Source organism: Flavobacterium weaverense, assembly GCF_003688495.1.
Lineage (GTDB): Bacteria > Bacteroidota > Bacteroidia > Flavobacteriales > Flavobacteriaceae > Flavobacterium > Flavobacterium weaverense.
In genome coordinates this window covers 454,130-470,749 of the sequence record NZ_REFH01000008.1, presented here as the reverse complement: position 1 = coordinate 470,749, position 16,620 = coordinate 454,130, and the positions used below count along the sequence as shown (strand labels likewise).

Annotated in this window: 16 protein-coding genes; 4 read left to right on the top strand and 12 right to left on the bottom strand. The window is 31.4% G+C overall.

Features of this window, described 5'->3' with window-relative positions:
• Positions 1 to 46: 46 nt before the first annotated feature.
• The 4 genes from BC961_RS05670 to BC961_RS05655 all read right to left on the bottom strand — a co-directional run bounded on the left by BC961_RS05670 (position 47) and on the right by BC961_RS05655 (position 4,158).
• Positions 47 to 757, bottom strand: coding sequence for a response regulator (locus tag BC961_RS05670; RefSeq protein ID WP_245980827.1), 711 nt, complete (start codon positions 755 to 757; stop codon positions 47 to 49).
• Between the two features lies 1 nt (position 758).
• Positions 759 to 2,780 (bottom strand): tetratricopeptide repeat-containing sensor histidine kinase, encoded by a 2,022-nt coding sequence (locus tag BC961_RS05665; RefSeq protein ID WP_121924884.1) that lies wholly within the window; start codon positions 2,778 to 2,780, stop codon positions 759 to 761.
• 98 nt (positions 2,781 to 2,878) lie between these two features.
• Positions 2,879 to 3,163: a 3-oxoacyl-ACP reductase gene (locus BC961_RS05660; protein ID WP_121924883.1), complete on the bottom strand. Its 285-nt coding sequence runs from the start codon at positions 3,161 to 3,163 to the stop codon at positions 2,879 to 2,881.
• Between the two features lie 179 nt (positions 3,164 to 3,342).
• The gene (locus BC961_RS05655) at positions 3,343 to 4,158 is read right to left on the bottom strand and encodes a LytR/AlgR family response regulator transcription factor (RefSeq protein WP_121924882.1); all 816 of its coding nucleotides are present in this window, start codon (positions 4,156 to 4,158) and stop codon (positions 3,343 to 3,345) included.
• 506 nt (positions 4,159 to 4,664) lie between these two features.
• Here BC961_RS05655 and BC961_RS05650 point away from each other — a divergent pair.
• Positions 4,665 to 5,198 carry a DUF3575 domain-containing protein gene (locus BC961_RS05650; protein WP_121924881.1) on the top strand — a complete coding sequence of 178 codons (534 nt, stop codon included), beginning with the start codon at positions 4,665 to 4,667 and terminating at the stop codon, positions 5,196 to 5,198.
• 71 nt (positions 5,199 to 5,269) lie between these two features.
• Here the strand turns inward: BC961_RS05650 and BC961_RS05645 are convergent, their stop codons facing one another.
• Positions 5,270 to 6,811, bottom strand: a complete 1,542-nt coding sequence (locus BC961_RS05645; RefSeq protein ID WP_121924880.1) for a glycine--tRNA ligase — start codon at positions 6,809 to 6,811, stop codon at positions 5,270 to 5,272.
• Between the two features lie 98 nt (positions 6,812 to 6,909).
• Here BC961_RS05645 and BC961_RS05640 point away from each other — a divergent pair, with 98 nt between their 5' ends.
• Positions 6,910 to 7,593, top strand: coding sequence for a ComF family protein (locus BC961_RS05640; protein ID WP_121924879.1), 684 nt, complete (start codon positions 6,910 to 6,912; stop codon positions 7,591 to 7,593).
• An 11-nt stretch (positions 7,594 to 7,604) separates the two neighbouring features.
• On the opposite strand, the gene BC961_RS05635 is transcribed toward BC961_RS05640, so the two are convergent.
• Genes BC961_RS05635 through BC961_RS05630 form a run of 3 tightly spaced genes read right to left on the bottom strand, consistent with a single transcriptional unit; the run spans position 7,605 to position 10,822 of the window.
• Positions 7,605 to 9,230 (bottom strand): hypothetical protein, encoded by a 1,626-nt coding sequence (locus BC961_RS05635; protein WP_245980825.1) that lies wholly within the window; start codon positions 9,228 to 9,230, stop codon positions 7,605 to 7,607.
• On the bottom strand, positions 9,136 to 9,861 hold the full coding sequence (locus BC961_RS14810) for a hypothetical protein (protein WP_245980824.1): 726 nt from the start codon (positions 9,859 to 9,861) through the stop codon (positions 9,136 to 9,138). The genes BC961_RS05635 and BC961_RS14810 overlap by 95 nt, the downstream gene beginning before the upstream one ends.
• Positions 9,821 to 10,822, bottom strand: a complete 1,002-nt coding sequence (locus BC961_RS05630) for a hypothetical protein (protein ID WP_245980822.1) — start codon at positions 10,820 to 10,822, stop codon at positions 9,821 to 9,823. Before BC961_RS05630 ends, BC961_RS14810 begins: the two co-directional genes overlap by 41 nt.
• 269 nt (positions 10,823 to 11,091) lie before the next feature.
• Here BC961_RS05630 and BC961_RS05625 point away from each other — a divergent pair, with 269 nt between their 5' ends.
• Positions 11,092 to 11,700, top strand: a complete 609-nt coding sequence (locus tag BC961_RS05625) for a superoxide dismutase (protein ID WP_121924878.1) — start codon at positions 11,092 to 11,094, stop codon at positions 11,698 to 11,700.
• Between the two features lie 293 nt (positions 11,701 to 11,993).
• Here BC961_RS05625 and BC961_RS05620 read toward each other — a convergent pair whose 3' ends face one another.
• From BC961_RS05620 to purN, 4 genes are all read right to left on the bottom strand, one after another.
• A complete protein-coding gene (locus BC961_RS05620) occupies positions 11,994 to 13,892 on the bottom strand; it encodes an amidophosphoribosyltransferase (RefSeq protein ID WP_121924877.1) in 1,899 nt (632 codons plus the stop codon).
• Positions 13,893 to 14,028: 136 nt separating this feature from the next.
• Positions 14,029 to 14,952, bottom strand: a complete 924-nt coding sequence (locus BC961_RS05615; protein ID WP_121924876.1) for a PfkB family carbohydrate kinase — start codon at positions 14,950 to 14,952, stop codon at positions 14,029 to 14,031.
• A gap of 106 nt (positions 14,953 to 15,058) precedes the next feature.
• Positions 15,059 to 15,538: a ribonuclease HI gene (gene rnhA / locus BC961_RS05610; protein ID WP_121924875.1), complete on the bottom strand. Its 480-nt coding sequence runs from the start codon at positions 15,536 to 15,538 to the stop codon at positions 15,059 to 15,061.
• A 101-nt stretch (positions 15,539 to 15,639) separates the two neighbouring features.
• Positions 15,640 to 16,203, bottom strand: coding sequence for a phosphoribosylglycinamide formyltransferase (purN, locus tag BC961_RS05605; protein ID WP_121924874.1), 564 nt, complete (start codon positions 16,201 to 16,203; stop codon positions 15,640 to 15,642).
• Between the two features lie 177 nt (positions 16,204 to 16,380).
• Here purN and BC961_RS05600 point away from each other — a divergent pair, with 177 nt between their 5' ends.
• Complete coding sequence (locus BC961_RS05600; protein ID WP_007137004.1) at positions 16,381 to 16,617, top strand: acyl carrier protein; 237 nt, start codon at positions 16,381 to 16,383, stop codon at positions 16,615 to 16,617.
• Positions 16,618 to 16,620 lie beyond the last annotated feature (3 nt).

The window sequence follows — 16,620 nt, the reverse complement described above, 5'->3', positions numbered from 1 at the left end:
AAAAAACGGCATTTAAAAATGCCGTTTTTTTATGCTTTCTAAATTCTTAAAACAGTAATCCTTTATTTTTAGCTTCTTTAACTAAATCAAGATCACTACCATCAACAACTTCTAATAATTCTTTCAATTTTATTTTCCTTTGTTTAATGGCGCTTATCGAGATTGGTATGTATTGAGTCATATCATTGATATCCGTACCTTTTGATAAATGAAATAAAATTTGCTTATCAAACTGATCAATTTTTATAATATCTGTTTGCGATTGACTTAACATTTTTATTACAGATTTACTGTAATAGTTATCGCCTTTAATGACCTTATCGAATGCAAAAATTAATTCATCGAATGTTAAATCATTTTTGATAACTAATCCGCTAGGATTTATAGTTTTTATTAGTGTTTCTATCTTTAGTAATTCAGTGTACATCGTAAGCAAAATAATTTTGCAATTTGGCATGTATTCAGATATTAACCTTGCTAAATCTTCTCCTGAAAAGATACCTTTTTCTTCATAACTTGGCATGCTAATATCCAAAAATGCAATATCAAAAGCTTCAGTTTCTGTATTTGTAATTATATTATATCCTGATTCGCAATCTTTAGCTTGTTCAATTGTAAATTCAAATTGGTCTGGTTTATAGCGCGTAATTGCATTTTTGTACCCCTGAATAATGAACGGATGATCGTCAACAATTAGAATTCTATTCTTTGATCTTCCATTACGTGAATCAGTTATCATATCTTGTGTAGCATCCATTTTATTCTATTGGTAACGTAACTGTTATAATTGTTCCTTGTCCTTTTTCGGATTTAATATCAACAACACCATCACATTCACTAGTGCGGAAAAGTATGTTTTGAATTCCAATACCTTTTTTAGCCATTTTTACATTAAAACCGATTCCATCATCGCTGATTTTCAAAATAATATAATTATCCATTTTTTCAAATTCAACTCTGATAGTATTTGCTAGCGCATATTTATTAATATTTTGTAATGATTCTTGCAGAATACGATACAAATTAATTTTTTTTGAATTACTAATTAACTCCCATTTAATAATAGAATCAATAGTAGAAATAAATTTTGGCTTGTAAGTTTTTTTCTGCTCTTCGAATAATTCATCAATGATAGCAACGAAGTTATTGATTAATTCCGACTTCTCTCTGTTTAAGTCATGAGAAATTTCACGAATATCTTGCTCAATATTTTTTAATTCTGATAAGTAATTGGTTCTCTGAACCACTGCATCCTCATCCTGAAATGCATTTAATCCGTCTAAATTCATTCGGACACCAAACATTCTTCCTAAAACCCCATCATGAAGTTCCCTTGCAACTCTATTTTTCTCTTTAATTCTATTGGTTTCAATTGTGTTTTGCTGTGAGATCATTAAATTGTAAATATCCTCATTAGCTTTTTGCTGTTCTTGTTTGAATAATAACTCTCTATTTTTAGCTTTTTGTGTTTTGATGGTAAAAATGAATAAACCTAAGATTCCTAAACCACCAAATAAATAAACCAAATTTCTATTTTTTTCTAAAAGATCTGTGTTCTCACTTTTTATTTGATCCGTCTCGTACTCAATGCGAGTGAATTTTTCACCAATAGTCCGCTCTGCTTTTTGCAAGCTGTCATTAACATGAATATATTCTTTAGTGTAATATGCTGCTTTTTTCGGTTGTAATGTTGATAGCCGTTTAAGCGCCAATAAAACACTTTTATAATTTTTGACTTTTTTTGCCAAAATAAGTGATTCCTCGGCATATTTTAAAGCTTTGATAGAATCATTTTTGAACGCAAAATACTCTGATAATCGCATTTTGCTTACAAGAATTCCAGAAGTCAATTTTAAACTATCACGAAGTTGCAAAGACTGATAAAACTTTTCTGGCAAACCTGTAAAATCAACTGTTTTAAATTTTGAATAAGCTAAATTATCTAAAAGCATAGCATATAAGGAGGCCTTATCTGTTTTTAAGTTTTTTTGTTCAAGCCCTTCAATAAAAAATCCAATAGCCTTTCTATGTTTATTTGTGTTTTGATAAATATACCCGATATTATTTAAGGAAGTAGCTTTGGATTGAAAAATTGAAGGCGTAGAATCATCAATAGAGTTCAAGGCTTTCAAATTATATTCGATAGCTCTCTCATAGTTTCCTAATTCATTATGAATTAATCCTAATAAATTATATGAATCATATGTAATTACACTATTTTTTTCATCCTTTACAGCACGTAAGGCATTAAAAACAGTTATCTCACTTCCCAAAAAATCACCAACATTGAACTGCAACAGTGCCTTATTCAATCTTGTTTTAGCTAAATCAAGCATGTTATTTCGATGCAAGTACATCTTCTCTGCTTTTGAATAGTATAAAAAAGCACTATCAGAGACTGATTTTTCTAGATAGTAATCTCCTAAATAAGTATATGCTTTTATTCTACTTACAGTATCCTGATTGGAAACAGTCTTTTCCAAAATGATGTCTACGATTGTTTTAAAATCCCGCAATCTATCCATATTGTAATAGCGATTTGCGACTTTAAATAGGTTAACCATATTTAACGAATCATTAGGCTGATCAATAATAATAGAAAATGCTTTTTGATTTAACTGATTTCTCTTTTCTGGTGGTAAATTAAAATCATTTGCCAAGGAAAGATAAGAGGAAAGACTATCTTCAGAAGAATCTATGGTTGTGCTAAATTTATTTTTTTGATTACAGCTAAGAAAAATAAATAAAACAAGAAGCAATAATGGATAAATAATTTTCAATAGAATTTTTATATTTCACCAAAAATAGCAAAACAATTGATATAAAAAAAGGCTGTCAAATAATTGACAGCCTTAGCTATATTCAATACAAATAGTAATTAATCTATCTTTTTGTTTCCGCCTGCTGAACCAGCACCTACAATATCTACTTTTTTATTACCTCCTGCTGAACCAGCACCTACAATATCTACTTTTTTGTTACCTCCTGCTGAACCAGCACCTACAATATCTACTTTCTTGTTTCCTCCTGCTGAACCAGCACCTACAATTTCTACATTACCATTAGCATCAATAACTATTATTGGATCTGTTTGATTTGAAGTGAAAGACGTTAAAGCGATTGCTAAAGAGAATAATCCGATTGTTAAGATTGACTTTTTCATAAATGTGGGGTATTATGTTGTTTTTTGTTTGTTTGTTTGTTTTAGGAATCACTTAAACTGTGAATTCTTTCGTAAAACTACATAAGCATCATAATTTATCGTTCTTTAAAACAGTGTATATGGTGAATTGCATCCAACTAGTAGTGAATGGCATTCAAATAACGGTAAGTGATTCATTTTTAAATTTCTAGGTAATTTCCATTAGAAAGATCAGAAATGATTAAATCAATATTTTTCTTGTAGGATTTAGAGAAAGGAAGTTTAACAGCGCTACTTTTAATGTAGCAAAACGAGTTACCATTATGTATTCTCGAAATATAGTTTCGATTTACAATATAACTATTGTGTATTCTAATGAAAGGATAGGATAAGACCGTCTCAAAATGTTTAAGCGTCTTAAAAGCAGTAGTTATTTCGCCATTATATAAGTAAATATCCGTGGAATTATTATCAGCACGCAAATAAGCAATGTCTTTTGCATCAATATATCGATAATCACCGTAAGATTTTATACATAAAATTAAAGATTGGTCATGAATAATCTGCTGCTGTTGCGGAATAAAAATTGGTTTCAGCACATTAGTACTTACCTTATATGAATTGTTTTCCCTTTCAATATTTGACTTTTTCAGCTTTAAAATCAGTTTTATAAAATCGATTCTTTTGAGTGGTTTTAAAATATAGTCTGTCACTCCATATTGAATAGCATCAAATGCCAAATTCTTCTTTCTAGTAGTTATTATAATTTGAGGGATTTTATTTAAATATCTGTGCAGCTCATTTATTAATAATAATGATAAATTACTCTTTGGATTATGAGGGTCTATTTCTAAAAGTACTAATTGTGGCTCCTGTTCTAGGATAAGATTGATTCCGCTTTCATATGTGTTTGCAGCTGCCAGAAATACAAGTTCTGAAAAAGAGTCGGCCATGCGTTTCGTTTCCAAAACACCTTCTTGACTATCATCAATAATAATGTAGGAATAATTTACCAATGGTTTGTCGTAGAATTTTTAGGCATTATTACATTAAATATTTAAAGCGAAATATACTTTAAAGCATTAAGTTAACAGGAGAATTGACTTTAACTGGGTGACAAAAAATATCGGGGCAAGAAAAAAACCTATTTAACATTCTAAAAATAAGCATTTAACCATTTTTACAATAATTGTTGTCCAAATGTTTTTTATAAATGTTAAAACATTCGGCTAAAGTGCAAATATATCCGATAAACAGCATTTTATCTATTTAATACGTAAAAAAATAAATTACATTTTATTAGATTAATCCTACTCGAAATTTTTCACACTATTAAAAACACTTCGTAAAAATAGCAATTTTGATAGCGTTATCAATAATCTAGCATGCCTTTGAATGCTATTTAACCAAATTTCACAAATCACTGGTAGAACAATAATCTAAAAAATAAAGCACAAAAAATACTTGGAACTAAATATTATTTTTTACAAATTTATCTTACTTTTATCAAAAATTTACTACTATGAAAAAACTATTTATTCTTTTATGTGTAAGTTCTTTTTTATCAGGCTTTGCTCAAGAAAAAGAGACAACTGAATTCAAAAGAAATGAACTAAAAGGAAATGCATTGATGTTAGTGCTTGGTGCATTTGAAGGTACATATGAAAGAATTTTGAACGAAGAATCAGCTGTAGGTGTTTCACTATTTACTTCATATGATAAAAATATTGATACTAAATTTAGTTTAACTCCCTATTACCGTTTCTATTTTGGAAAAAAACCAGCTGCTGGATTCTTTGCTGAAGGTTTTGGTATGATAAACAATTATGATTTCAGTACCTACAATTATAATAATGGTGTAAATCCAACTAATGATGAAGGAAATGTTACCGACTTTGCTCTTGGTTTTGGAATAGGCGGAAAATGGATAACAAAAAGAGGTTTTGTATTTGAAATCAATTCGGGAGTAGGTAGAAACCTATTTAATAATGAAAGTAGCTATAACGATTTTGAAATCGTTGGTCGTGGTGGAATTTCTCTAGGATATAGGTTCTAAAAAAATCTAAAATTAAAAAATCCCAAATTCTATAAAAATTAGAATTTGGGATTTTTTTTATTTTTTAAATATTACATTTTCATCAACCAGTTTTTACTAGAAACTTCGTTTTCGATAATTGATTTCAAGTCTGAAATACTTACACGATCTTGTTTCATTGTATCTCTATGACGAATAGTAACCGTTTGATCTTCTATAGTTTGATGATCAACTGTAATACAAAATGGAGTTCCTAATGCGTCTTGTCTTCTATAACGTCTTCCTACTGCATCCTTTTCATCATATGCTACAGTGAAATCCCATTTTAATTCTTCTATGATTTTATGAGCAATTTCAGGTAATCCATCCTTTTTAACTAATGGTAAAACTGCCGCTTTTGTAGGTGCTAGAACTGATGGTAATTTCAATACTGTTCTAGTAGATCCATCCTCAAGCGCTTCTTCTTTTAATGAAGTTGCAAAAACAGCTAAGAACATTCTATCTAATCCTACAGAAGTCTCTACAACATAAGGAACATAATTCTGATTTAATTCCGCGTCAAAATACTGTAATTTTCGTCCTGAAAATTGTTCGTGTGCTTTTAAGTCAAAATCTGTACGAGAGTGAATTCCTTCTAATTCTTTAAACCCAAAAGGGAAATTAAACTCAATATCAGCAGCAGCATTAGCGTAATGCGCTAATTTTTCGTGATCGTGAAAACGATAATTTTCTCTTCCTAAACCTAAAGATAAATGCCATTTTAAACGTGCTTCTTTCCAGAATTCATAATGCTTCATCTCTTCTCCTGGGCGAACAAAAAACTGCATTTCCATTTGTTCAAACTCACGCATTCTAAAAATAAATTGTCTAGCTACAATCTCGTTTCTAAAAGCTTTTCCAGTTTGTGCAATACCAAAAGGAACTTTCATTCGTCCTGATTTTTGAACATTTAAGAAATTCACAAAAATACCTTGTGCCGTTTCTGGACGCAAGTATAAATCCATTGCCGTATCAGATGAAGCACCAAGTTTTGTACCAAACATCAGATTAAATTGTCTAACCTCAGTCCAGTTTCTAGATCCAGTTTCTGGACAAGCAATTTCTAGTTCTTCAATTAATGCTTTTACATCTTCAAGATCTTCATTACCAAGAGAACGACCCATTCTTTCCAGAATTTCTCTCTCTCTTGATTTATATTCCATTACTCTAGCATTTGTACTAACAAATTCTTCTTCATTAAAAGCATCTCCAAAACGCGTACGCGCTTTTTCAACTTCCTTAATTGCTTTTTGATTTAGCTTTTCAGCATAATCTTCAATCAGTACATCGGCTCTATATCTTCTTTTTGAATCTTTGTTGTCAATTAATGGGTCATTGAACGCATCAACGTGGCCGGAAGCTTTCCAAGTTGTAGGGTGCATCAAAATTGAGGAATCAAGACCTACAATATTTTCGTTCATTTGAACCATCGCTTTCCACCAGTATTCGCGTATGTTCTTTTTTAACTCCACTCCGTTTTGTGCGTAATCATAGACTGCACTTAAACCATCGTAGATTTCGCTTGACGGAAAAATAAATCCGTACTCTTTTGCGTGCGAAACTACATTCTTAAATAAATCTTCTTGTTTTGCCATAGTGTTGCAAAAATATAAAAAGTACTCTACTTAAAAAAGTAAATAGTTGAACATTGAAGCACTGATTTGTTTATTTTTACAATTAAATCTCTGATTTTATGTTTAAAAGCATCATTAATCTCTTTTTCCCAAAAGTCTGCTCCGGTTGTAATTCTTTTTTGCTTACAAATGAAAATGTAATTTGTACAGTTTGCCGACATGATGTACCACTTACAAATCATCATTTGAGTTTAGAAAATGAAGCTTTCAAAAAGTTTTATGGAAGAATTCCGGTTGTCCACGCCTCTGCGCAATTGTACTTTCATAAAAAAGGTATCGTCCAGCAACTTATTCATAATTTAAAATACAAAGGGCATGAAGAAATAGGAACTATTCTTGGCGAATGGTACGCTGAAGATTTAAAAGAAATCCAATCGCTACAATCTATAGATGTAATTATTCCCGTTCCATTACATCGCAGAAAATTAAGAGAACGAGGCTACAATCAAGTTACTTCATTTGGACTTGCGCTTTCTAGAACCCTTAGTAAACCATACGATGATACAATCCTACGGCGTAATATATACTCTAAAACACAATCTAAAAAAACACTTCTAGGCAGAACGGAAGGAATAGAAACTATTTTTGATGTTTCATTCACCGAAAAAGATCACGATAAACATTTTTTATTAATTGATGATGTCATTACTACTGGATCAACGCTTGAGGCGTGTTCACGCGCTTTACTAAAAATTCCCGGTGCTAAAATTAGTATTGTTTGTATGGCGATGGCGCAATCATAAAAATTTAATAATTACTGATTTACATAGGTATTAAAATAACCACATTCAGCAATCACGTCTTTGTAATATTTAGTGTTAGAATAATTGTTTTTCAAATTTTTAAATCCATTCCAAGCGAGAAAATAGATTCCATCATCTTCGATATTCCACCAATTATTTGAACTATAATATTTTTTATTATAGAATTCATTGCGCTCACATTTCGAAATTAAATAGGAACACTTTGCTCTTTGTTCGTCATTAGTTGCAGCTTGTAGAGCTTTTTGATAATACGATTTAGCCACTGAACAATCTGTTATTTTGTTTTTAAAAGTATCCTTAAATTCGTAGGGACTTGATCCGTAACCAATAATGCTTCCTTCATAAAATACTCGTGCATTTCCAAAATGAGAAATGTTATAAAATGCATTTCCTAAAAGCAAAGCATTATCAAAAACATCTTCTTGACTAGCAACTTTGTCCTGCATTAACTTCACCGTCGATAGAAACTCTATGAGTGTGTATTTAGTTTTTTGACGTTCCGCGTGTTCACAATCGTGACAGTCTTTAATTTTTCCATTAAATGGATTGCCGTATAAAACTACATATTGTAAGTCACCAGACTGCTCCATAAAAGAAACAGCATCTGGGATTTTATTGGCAAAAGTTGCTTGCACCGCTTGATACTTATTAATCTTATCTAAATCTAGATCGTATATTTTTTCAGCTATATTTTCGAAAGCAGTTTTATTTTGCTTCGACAAGAAGGCCTTCATATTTACAATGTCTTTTTCGTTATCGTAAAAATCAGAACCTTTTAAAAACAACTCAGACATAACGTTGTTCTTCTGTGTTTTGAATAAGGCAGCTAGATATTTTTTACTCCAATTTGTTGCGTTTTCATAACGAAAGTTTTCCAAATTCTCTTTCGGTAATTCAAAATACAACCAGTTCAAATCTGATAAAACTGTTTTCTCAGCGCTGGGAGTTATTTTGTTAATTTTGCTTAAGTTATTTATGAAACGGAGGAGCCTTAGTTGGTTAATAGCTAATGCTGTTTTTGGCATTTTACTCTCTGCAGTATCAAAATTTTTGTCTGCTTGTGCAAAATTACCGTTCAAGGTTTCTAAATATCCAGCACCTACATTCCATAAATATGGCTTAGAAGTGTTTTTTGATTTGGCTATAGCCATTACCACTTTAATAGAATCTTGATTTATACTGTCTTTTATTCCTTGTTTATTTTTAAGCGCGTTTTGCTCTTTAAAAGATTTATCAATTTTATTCTCTTGAATATTTATTAATCGTGTCAGCAAGTATTCTAAATGTTCACTTTTTGGATTTAACGCATAAATATTTTGTATCGCTCGAACTTCATCATTATAATAACCTTGAACTGCCCAAAGCGCAATTTTTTCATCATTATTTTTGGCCATAGCCAATGACTGATTCCAATCTGATTGCTCTTGCGGATGAAAACTATATGCCGCTACGATTCGTAATTTTGGACATTTATCAAAAACTTGAGCATATTGATAGTTAGATTTAGCGTAATTACCTTTTTTATATTCTAGTCCAGCTAAGTAGGATAAAGCTCGATAATATAAGGTGTTTTTTGGAACAGAATTCTCCGTTTTCGTAAAAAAAAGAATCAGCATTTTCTTTATTTTTGCTATAAAAATTAGCTTTGATTGTCAGTAGCCAATATCTGTTTTTTAAAAATGGATCCGCTGTTTCATTATATTTAGACTCTATATTCTTTACGACTTTAGTATCGGTAAAAACAATAGTTTTCTGCGGCTCGTAACTCCAGTAATCGTTATTCACTGAAACAGTTTCTAATGCTTGTGCATTTTTTAAAAATATGATAAAATCAGTAACTTTCTTTTCCTTCCAATTAATTTTTTTCGACCACTTTGCAACTGTTGGGTTGGATTTTTTAGTACTTAAAAAAGAGTAAAGACTAGCAACATCTGCAGCGCTGGAATCAATCAAAAAGAATTTTACATCTTGTTCACTTACACTTCCTTTTAGATGAGTACTCCAATCAGCAATCATTTCATCATTGAATCTAGTAGTGTGTTCTCTGTCAAAACTTATTCCGTAAAAAATATCGGTTGATAAAAAAAGCGGTTCATAAGATTTGTCAACAAAGGTTTCTGGAGTGAAATTAGAATCAAAAGTCCAACCCCAATCACCATCGCCACCGCATGCATAAATTGCAGAATAAATCAGTAATCCTATCGTGCTAAAAACGAGTAGTAACTTGCTTGAAGATATCTTTTTCATAATTTTTTATATTGATTTCGTCTAGATCGTAGAATATAATTTCTTTAGGTGATTGTTTTAAATTTGATTTTAAATCGCTTGCCATTTCAAACAAATCCTTTTGCGATATTGATTCTAATTTTAAAATATCATTAGATTTGTAAAATGTGCCTTTTTTATAATTGGAGTGCATGACTTTAAAATATTTATTTTGCTGATACACAAAATTGGAATCTTTCTTAAAATCACCAACATTAATTTTACTTCTTAAACCTATTACACGTCCATCTCGACTATGAATTGCCCATGAATAAATAGGCAAAGCAATATCTATTTCTAAAGGATAATTCTGTAGACTTTGAATATATCGATTTGCAATATTCCTGTCATAAATAGAGTTTAGAGAATCGACAGCGATTGTTCCCATATTATAGTACATCAATACTCCTCTGCTAACGTTAGGAATTTTGGTTTTAGTGTAATATTTTATTTGATGCAAACGAATAGTAGCTGACAGCGTTTTACCTGAAATGCGTTTAAAACTTTCTATGAACTTTAAATAAGAATCTCTACTGGCTAAAGTCCAGTCGCAATCAATTTGAATTTCCTGAACCTCAATTTTATTTTTATTATTTATTTGCTGTAAATAATCAAATGTTTTTTTAGCTAATTCTTGAACATTTAGTTCATTATTCAACATCACTTTATTTTTGACGTAAATTACTGGAACAATTGTATAACCATCTATTTCAGTTTCAAAGTGAATAGGGGATAGCGGAAAAGCTTGCTTTTTTGAATCCAAGTCAATATCAAAATAGCGCACATAAATTTTTTGTACATCGTTATTTTTTAAAGTTGCTTTTTCAACTTCGGATAATTTGAAAATAGTTTTCCAATAATAAAATGAAACGAAAGGTACTTCTCTTTTTGCACAAGAAAAAGTTAGCAACACTAAAATCAATAAAATTATTTGCTTTTTCAAAAAATTTTCGATGTTAAATACACTGCTAAAATACTTCTTTTTTAATTCCTAAACTGACGATCGAAATGCAAATTATTATTTAACCAATACAGATCACATTATTGAAGAATTAAAACAAATACTAACTGATTATCAAGTAAGTTCATATAAAAAGGAGTTTACTATCAATTTATTTAATGAAATTATAACAAAATAGAATTTCCGTTTCCAAACTTAATTGTCTAAATTTGACTACTATAACATTTTACATTAATTAAAACAATCATATTATGGCTTTTGAATTACCACAATTACCTTATGCGTATGACGCATTAGAACCTAATATTGATGCTCGTACAATGGAAATCCATCATACAAAACATCACAATGCTTACACTACAAATCTGAACGCTGCAATTGCTGGGACAGATATGGAAGGTAAAACTATAGAAAACATCTTGATTAATCTTGATATGAAAAACATGGCTGTTAGAAATAACGGTGGTGGTTTTTACAATCACAACTTGTTTTGGACTGTTATGGCTCCAAATGGTGGTGGTTTACCAACTGGTGACTTATTAGCTGCAATTGAAGCTGCTTTTGGAACTTTTGAAGAATTCAAAGCAAGTTTCAGTAAAGCTGGAGCTACACAATTCGGTTCAGGTTGGGCTTGGCTTTGCGTTCATAAAGGAGGAAAAGTTGAAGTTTGTGGAACACCTAATCAAGACAACCCATTAATGCCAGGAATTGGTTGCGGTGGAACTCCAATCTTAGGAATGGATGTTTGGGAACACGCTTACTACTTACATTATCAAAACAGAAGACCAGATTATATTGAAGCTTTTTTCAATGTAATTAACTGGACTGAAGTATCTAGAAGATACGCTTCAGAAAAATAATATTTTTCAAAAATAGCGTAGCTATTTTAAAATATGAAAGTCGAATAAACAACTAGTTTATTCGACTTTTTTTTATGTAGATACTTTATCTAAAACAGTTTAGTTCGAATTAAATCCTTCAGTTTATTCCAATAAAAAAGGTGGAATTGCTTCCACCCTTTTTGCCCCAAATCTACCATAAACTTAACCTACTAATGTTATGGTGACCTAAAATTATACTAGTAGTTTCTTACTACCAAATAAATTAGACAAACAGCTTATAAAACCGATAAACTGCCCTTATACCTGTCTTATTAATATGCTCTCGCGTCTTTTCCTTCATAAAAATTCATAAAAGCTCGACTTACTACTCGGTTTCCTCCTGGCGTTGGATAATCACCTGTAAAATACCAATCTCCTAGATTTTTAGGACAAGCAATATGTAAATTTTCAACTGTTTGAAATATAATTTTAACTTCCGCTTTAATTTCTGGTGAACTCAGCATTTCAGCGATTTTATCTGAAACTTCTTGAGGTTCGAATGGTGCGTAAATTGCAGTAACATAGTTTACAAGTGCAGTGTCTTCTAAATGTTCTTGCGCTTTACATTGAGCATAAACTTCATCCACTATATTATATAAGTTTCTTTCCTTTAAAAGTTCGAGTGCCGCTCTAAATGCCACTAATCCTTCCATTTTAGCCATATCGATTCCGTAACAATCAGGATAACGAATTTGAGGTGCCGATGAAACAATTACAATTCGTTTCGGATTCAAACGATCCATCATCTTGATAATACTCATTTTTAGGGTCGTTCCACGCACAATACTATCATCAATGATAACTAAATTGTCTGTTGGTTTTATAACGCCATAAGTAACGTCATAAACGTGCGCCACTAAATCGTCACGACTAGAATCCTCAGTAATAAATGTTCTAAGTTTCGCATCTTTAATCGCTACTTTTTCAGTGCGTATTTTTACGGCTAGTAATTCTTGCAACGATTCCTTCGTTAATTTATTTCTATTTTTAAGGATAAAATTATTTTTCCTTTGATTTAGAAAATCTTGCGCTGCTTCTACTAATCCGTAAAAAGAAGTTTCAGCTGTATTAGGAATATAAGAGAAAACAGTATTATCAGTATCCTCATTAATAGATTTTAAAACTGCAGGAAGAATTAGTCTACCTAAAGTTTTTCTTTCTTGATAAATTTCTGCGTCACTTCCTCTTGAGAAATAAATACGCTCAAATGAACATGATTTTCTAACTGTTGGCGTTAGAATTTCTTCCATAGTAACCGTTCCGTCCTTCTTAATAATCAATGCACTGCCTGGATCGATCTCTTGTACTTTATCAAAAGGAACGTTAAAAGCTGTTTGAATTACTGGTCTTTCAGATGCAACGACTACTATTTCATCATCTTGATAAAAATAAGCTGGACGAATTCCTGCAGGATCTCTAAAAACAAATGCATCTCCATGACCTAAAAGTCCCGCCATTGCGTAACCACCATCAAGATTTTTAGAAGCTCTTCTCAAAATTCGAGCTACGTCTAATCTTTCAGCAATAATTGGTGAAGCTTCTCTTTTAGTTAAGCCTTCATTTTTACATTCTTGATATAAATCCGTTACCGCATCATCTAGAAAATGACCTATTTTTTCCATTACAGTAACAGTATCCGCCATTTCTTTTGGATGTTGACCTAATTCAATTAAACTTTGAAAAAGTTCTTGAACATTAGTCATATTGAAATTTCCAGCCAATATTAAATTTCTATGCATCCAGTTATTCTGACGCAAAAATGGATGTACACTTTCAATACTATTTTTGCCAAAAGTTCCGTAGCGAACGTGGCCTAAAAACAATTCTCCTAAATATGGAATTTTCTGTTTTTGAAGCGCAACATCGTCAGCATACTCGGGATGAGCATTAAGTTCCTCATTTATCCTATCGTTTATTTGAGTAAAAACGTCTTGTATAGGTTGTGCCTCATTAGATCTAACGCGGCTGATGTATCTTTCGCCAGGTTCTACATCTAATTTAATACTTGCAAATCCAGCACCATCTTGTCCACGATTGTGTTGCTTCTCCATGAGAAGATACATTTTCTGGATTCCGTAAAATGCGGTTCCATATTTTTCCTTGTAAAATTCAAGCGGTTTGAGTAGTCTTACTAGGGCTATACCACATTCGTGTTTTAAAGCGTCGCTCATTGTATATTATTTGTAATTGTTGTGTTGTTGTATGAATGAACTGCAGTGACTTCTATATTTTATATGAATGAAACTCGCTACAGTTAGCTGCTATTTTATAAAACAAAAAAACCCCGTTTCCGAGGTTTTTCATACATTATAATTCTATATCAAATTGTGTCAATGACTTAAATTGTTTCAATCTCGCTGACACGTCACTTTTCTCTAGATCAACCATTTTTTCTGTTCCAAATTTCTCCACACAGAATGAGGCTAAATTTGATCCATGAATAATAGCGTTTTTCATGTTTTCGAATGAAATATTTTCACTCTGCGTAATATAACCTGCAAATCCACCTGCAAAAGTATCTCCTGCTCCTGTTGGGTCAAAGACTTCTTCTAATGGTAATGCTGGTGCAAAGAAAACATCTTTGTTATGAAAAAGTAGAGCTCCGTGTTCCCCTTTTTTAATCACCACGTATTTTGGTCCCATTGTATGAATTTTGGCAGCAGCCTTTACTAAAGAATATTCTCCAGAAAGTTGACGTGCTTCCTCATCATTTATAGTAATTACATCTACGCGTTTTATAACTTCTAATAATTCCGGCAAGGCGCAGTCCATCCAAAAGTTCATTGTATCAAGTACTACTAATTTTGGTTGCTTTTCCATTTGGTCCAAAACACTGCTTTGAACTAATGGGTGCAAGTTTCCTAACATTACAATATCAGAATTCTTGTAATCTTGAGGAACTTTTGGTTGGAAATCAGCCAAAACATTCAACTGCGTATCTAATGTATCTCTTGAATTTAGATCATTATGGTAGCGACCACTCCAGAAGAAAGTTTTACCTCCTTTAACAACTTCAAGACCTGAAATATCAATATTTCTTGAAGTTAATAAATCTAAATATTCTTGCGGGAAATCGTCTCCAACCACAGAAACTATAGCCGATTGTAGATTAAAAAAAGAAGCAGAAAGCCCTATGTAAGTAGCAGCACCACCTAAAATTTTATCAGTTTTTCCAAAAGGAGTTTCAATTGCGTCGAAAGCTACGGTTCCAACAATCAATAATTTATTCATTATATACGTTTCGAATTAAGGTGCAAAGATAGTTTATAAGTAATAAAATTGCAATGCATTTAAAACGTAAAATTTTACTATTTTTTGTATTTAGTTCAGACTGTTTTTATAGTAATTTAGCTTCTGCTTTCTCGTAAAAAGCGTCTATAGAAAGCTCTTTTTGCATTGAAGCCATAACCGCTAATTCATCGCATCTTTCATTTTGCGGGTGATTATTGTGACCTTTTATCCATTTAAAATCTACTTTATGTTTGCGGTAAACGATTAGGAATCGTTTCCATAAGTCGGAATTTTTGCGATCTACAAATCCTTTTTTTTCCCAACCAAGAACCCATTTTTTAACGACGGAGTCTACAACATACTTCGAATCAGAAACCACTAAAACTCTAGTATTAAGATTTTTTAATTTTTCGAGACCAACTATAACTGCAAGCAATTCCATTCTATTATTTGTCGTGCGACGAAATCCCTCATAGAATTCTTTTTTATATGGTTTTCCAACCCATTCCATCACTACACCGTAACCACCGTTTCCAGGATTTCCTTTGGCTGCACCGTCAGTATATATATGTACGTCGTATTCCATTTTATTTTTAAACTATACACTATGAGAATAGCGGTTACTATTTTATATGATTATCGAAAAGAAAAAATTAGTTTATAATTTCACTCTCGAATTTTGATTAGTTATGATTCTAACAAACTTTCAATCACTTGAGGAAAATATTCTTGTTCCAATTCGTGAATTTTTACTGCAACATTTTCTGCTGTTTCATCTGGATTTAGAGCAACAGCTTTTTGAAAAATTATCGCTCCTTCATCATAATTTTCATTTACAAAATGAATTGTAATTCCAGTTTCTTTCTCTTTATTTTGTACAATAGCGCGGTGTATATTCATTCCGTACATTCCTTTTCCACCATATTTAGGAAGCAAAGCAGGATGAATGTTAATGATCTTGTCTGGAAATGCTTTTATGATATTTTCAGGGAATTTTAAAAGAAATCCAGCCAATATAATCCAATCTGCACCAATACTATTTATATTTTGTAAAACTTTACCTTCATTTAAATCTTCTTTTGAGAAAATTTGAGTTGGTACGCCGTACTTTTTTGCCTTTTCAATTACGCCTGCATTTTTGTTATTTGTAAAAACAGCAAGTACAGTTCCACTTTCTTTTTGTGTAAAATACTGAATGATATTCTCAGCATTAGTCCCCGACCCCGAAGCAAAAACAACAATTTTTTTCATATAATTTCACACTTTTAAAAGCACAAAAAAACGCATAATAAATGAAAATAAATAGCAATGCGACTGCTTTGTTAAAATAAATTTTATACATTAGACGTCACATTTATTAACTTAATGGTTGTTTTCAAATAAAGTTTTTTATTTTTGCCAACAAATTAAATTCTAAAATTAAAGATTATGTCAGACATTGCATCAAGAGTAAAAGCGATTATCGTAGACAAATTAGGTGTTGACGAAAACGAAGTTGTAACAGAAGCAAGCTTCACAAACGATTTAGGAGCTGATTCATTAGACACGGTAGAGCTTATCATGGAATTCGAAAAAGAATTTGATATTCAAATCCCAGACGATCAAGCAGAAAACATTGCTACTGTAGGTCAAGCAATCTCTTACATTGAGGAAGCTAAGAAATAATAA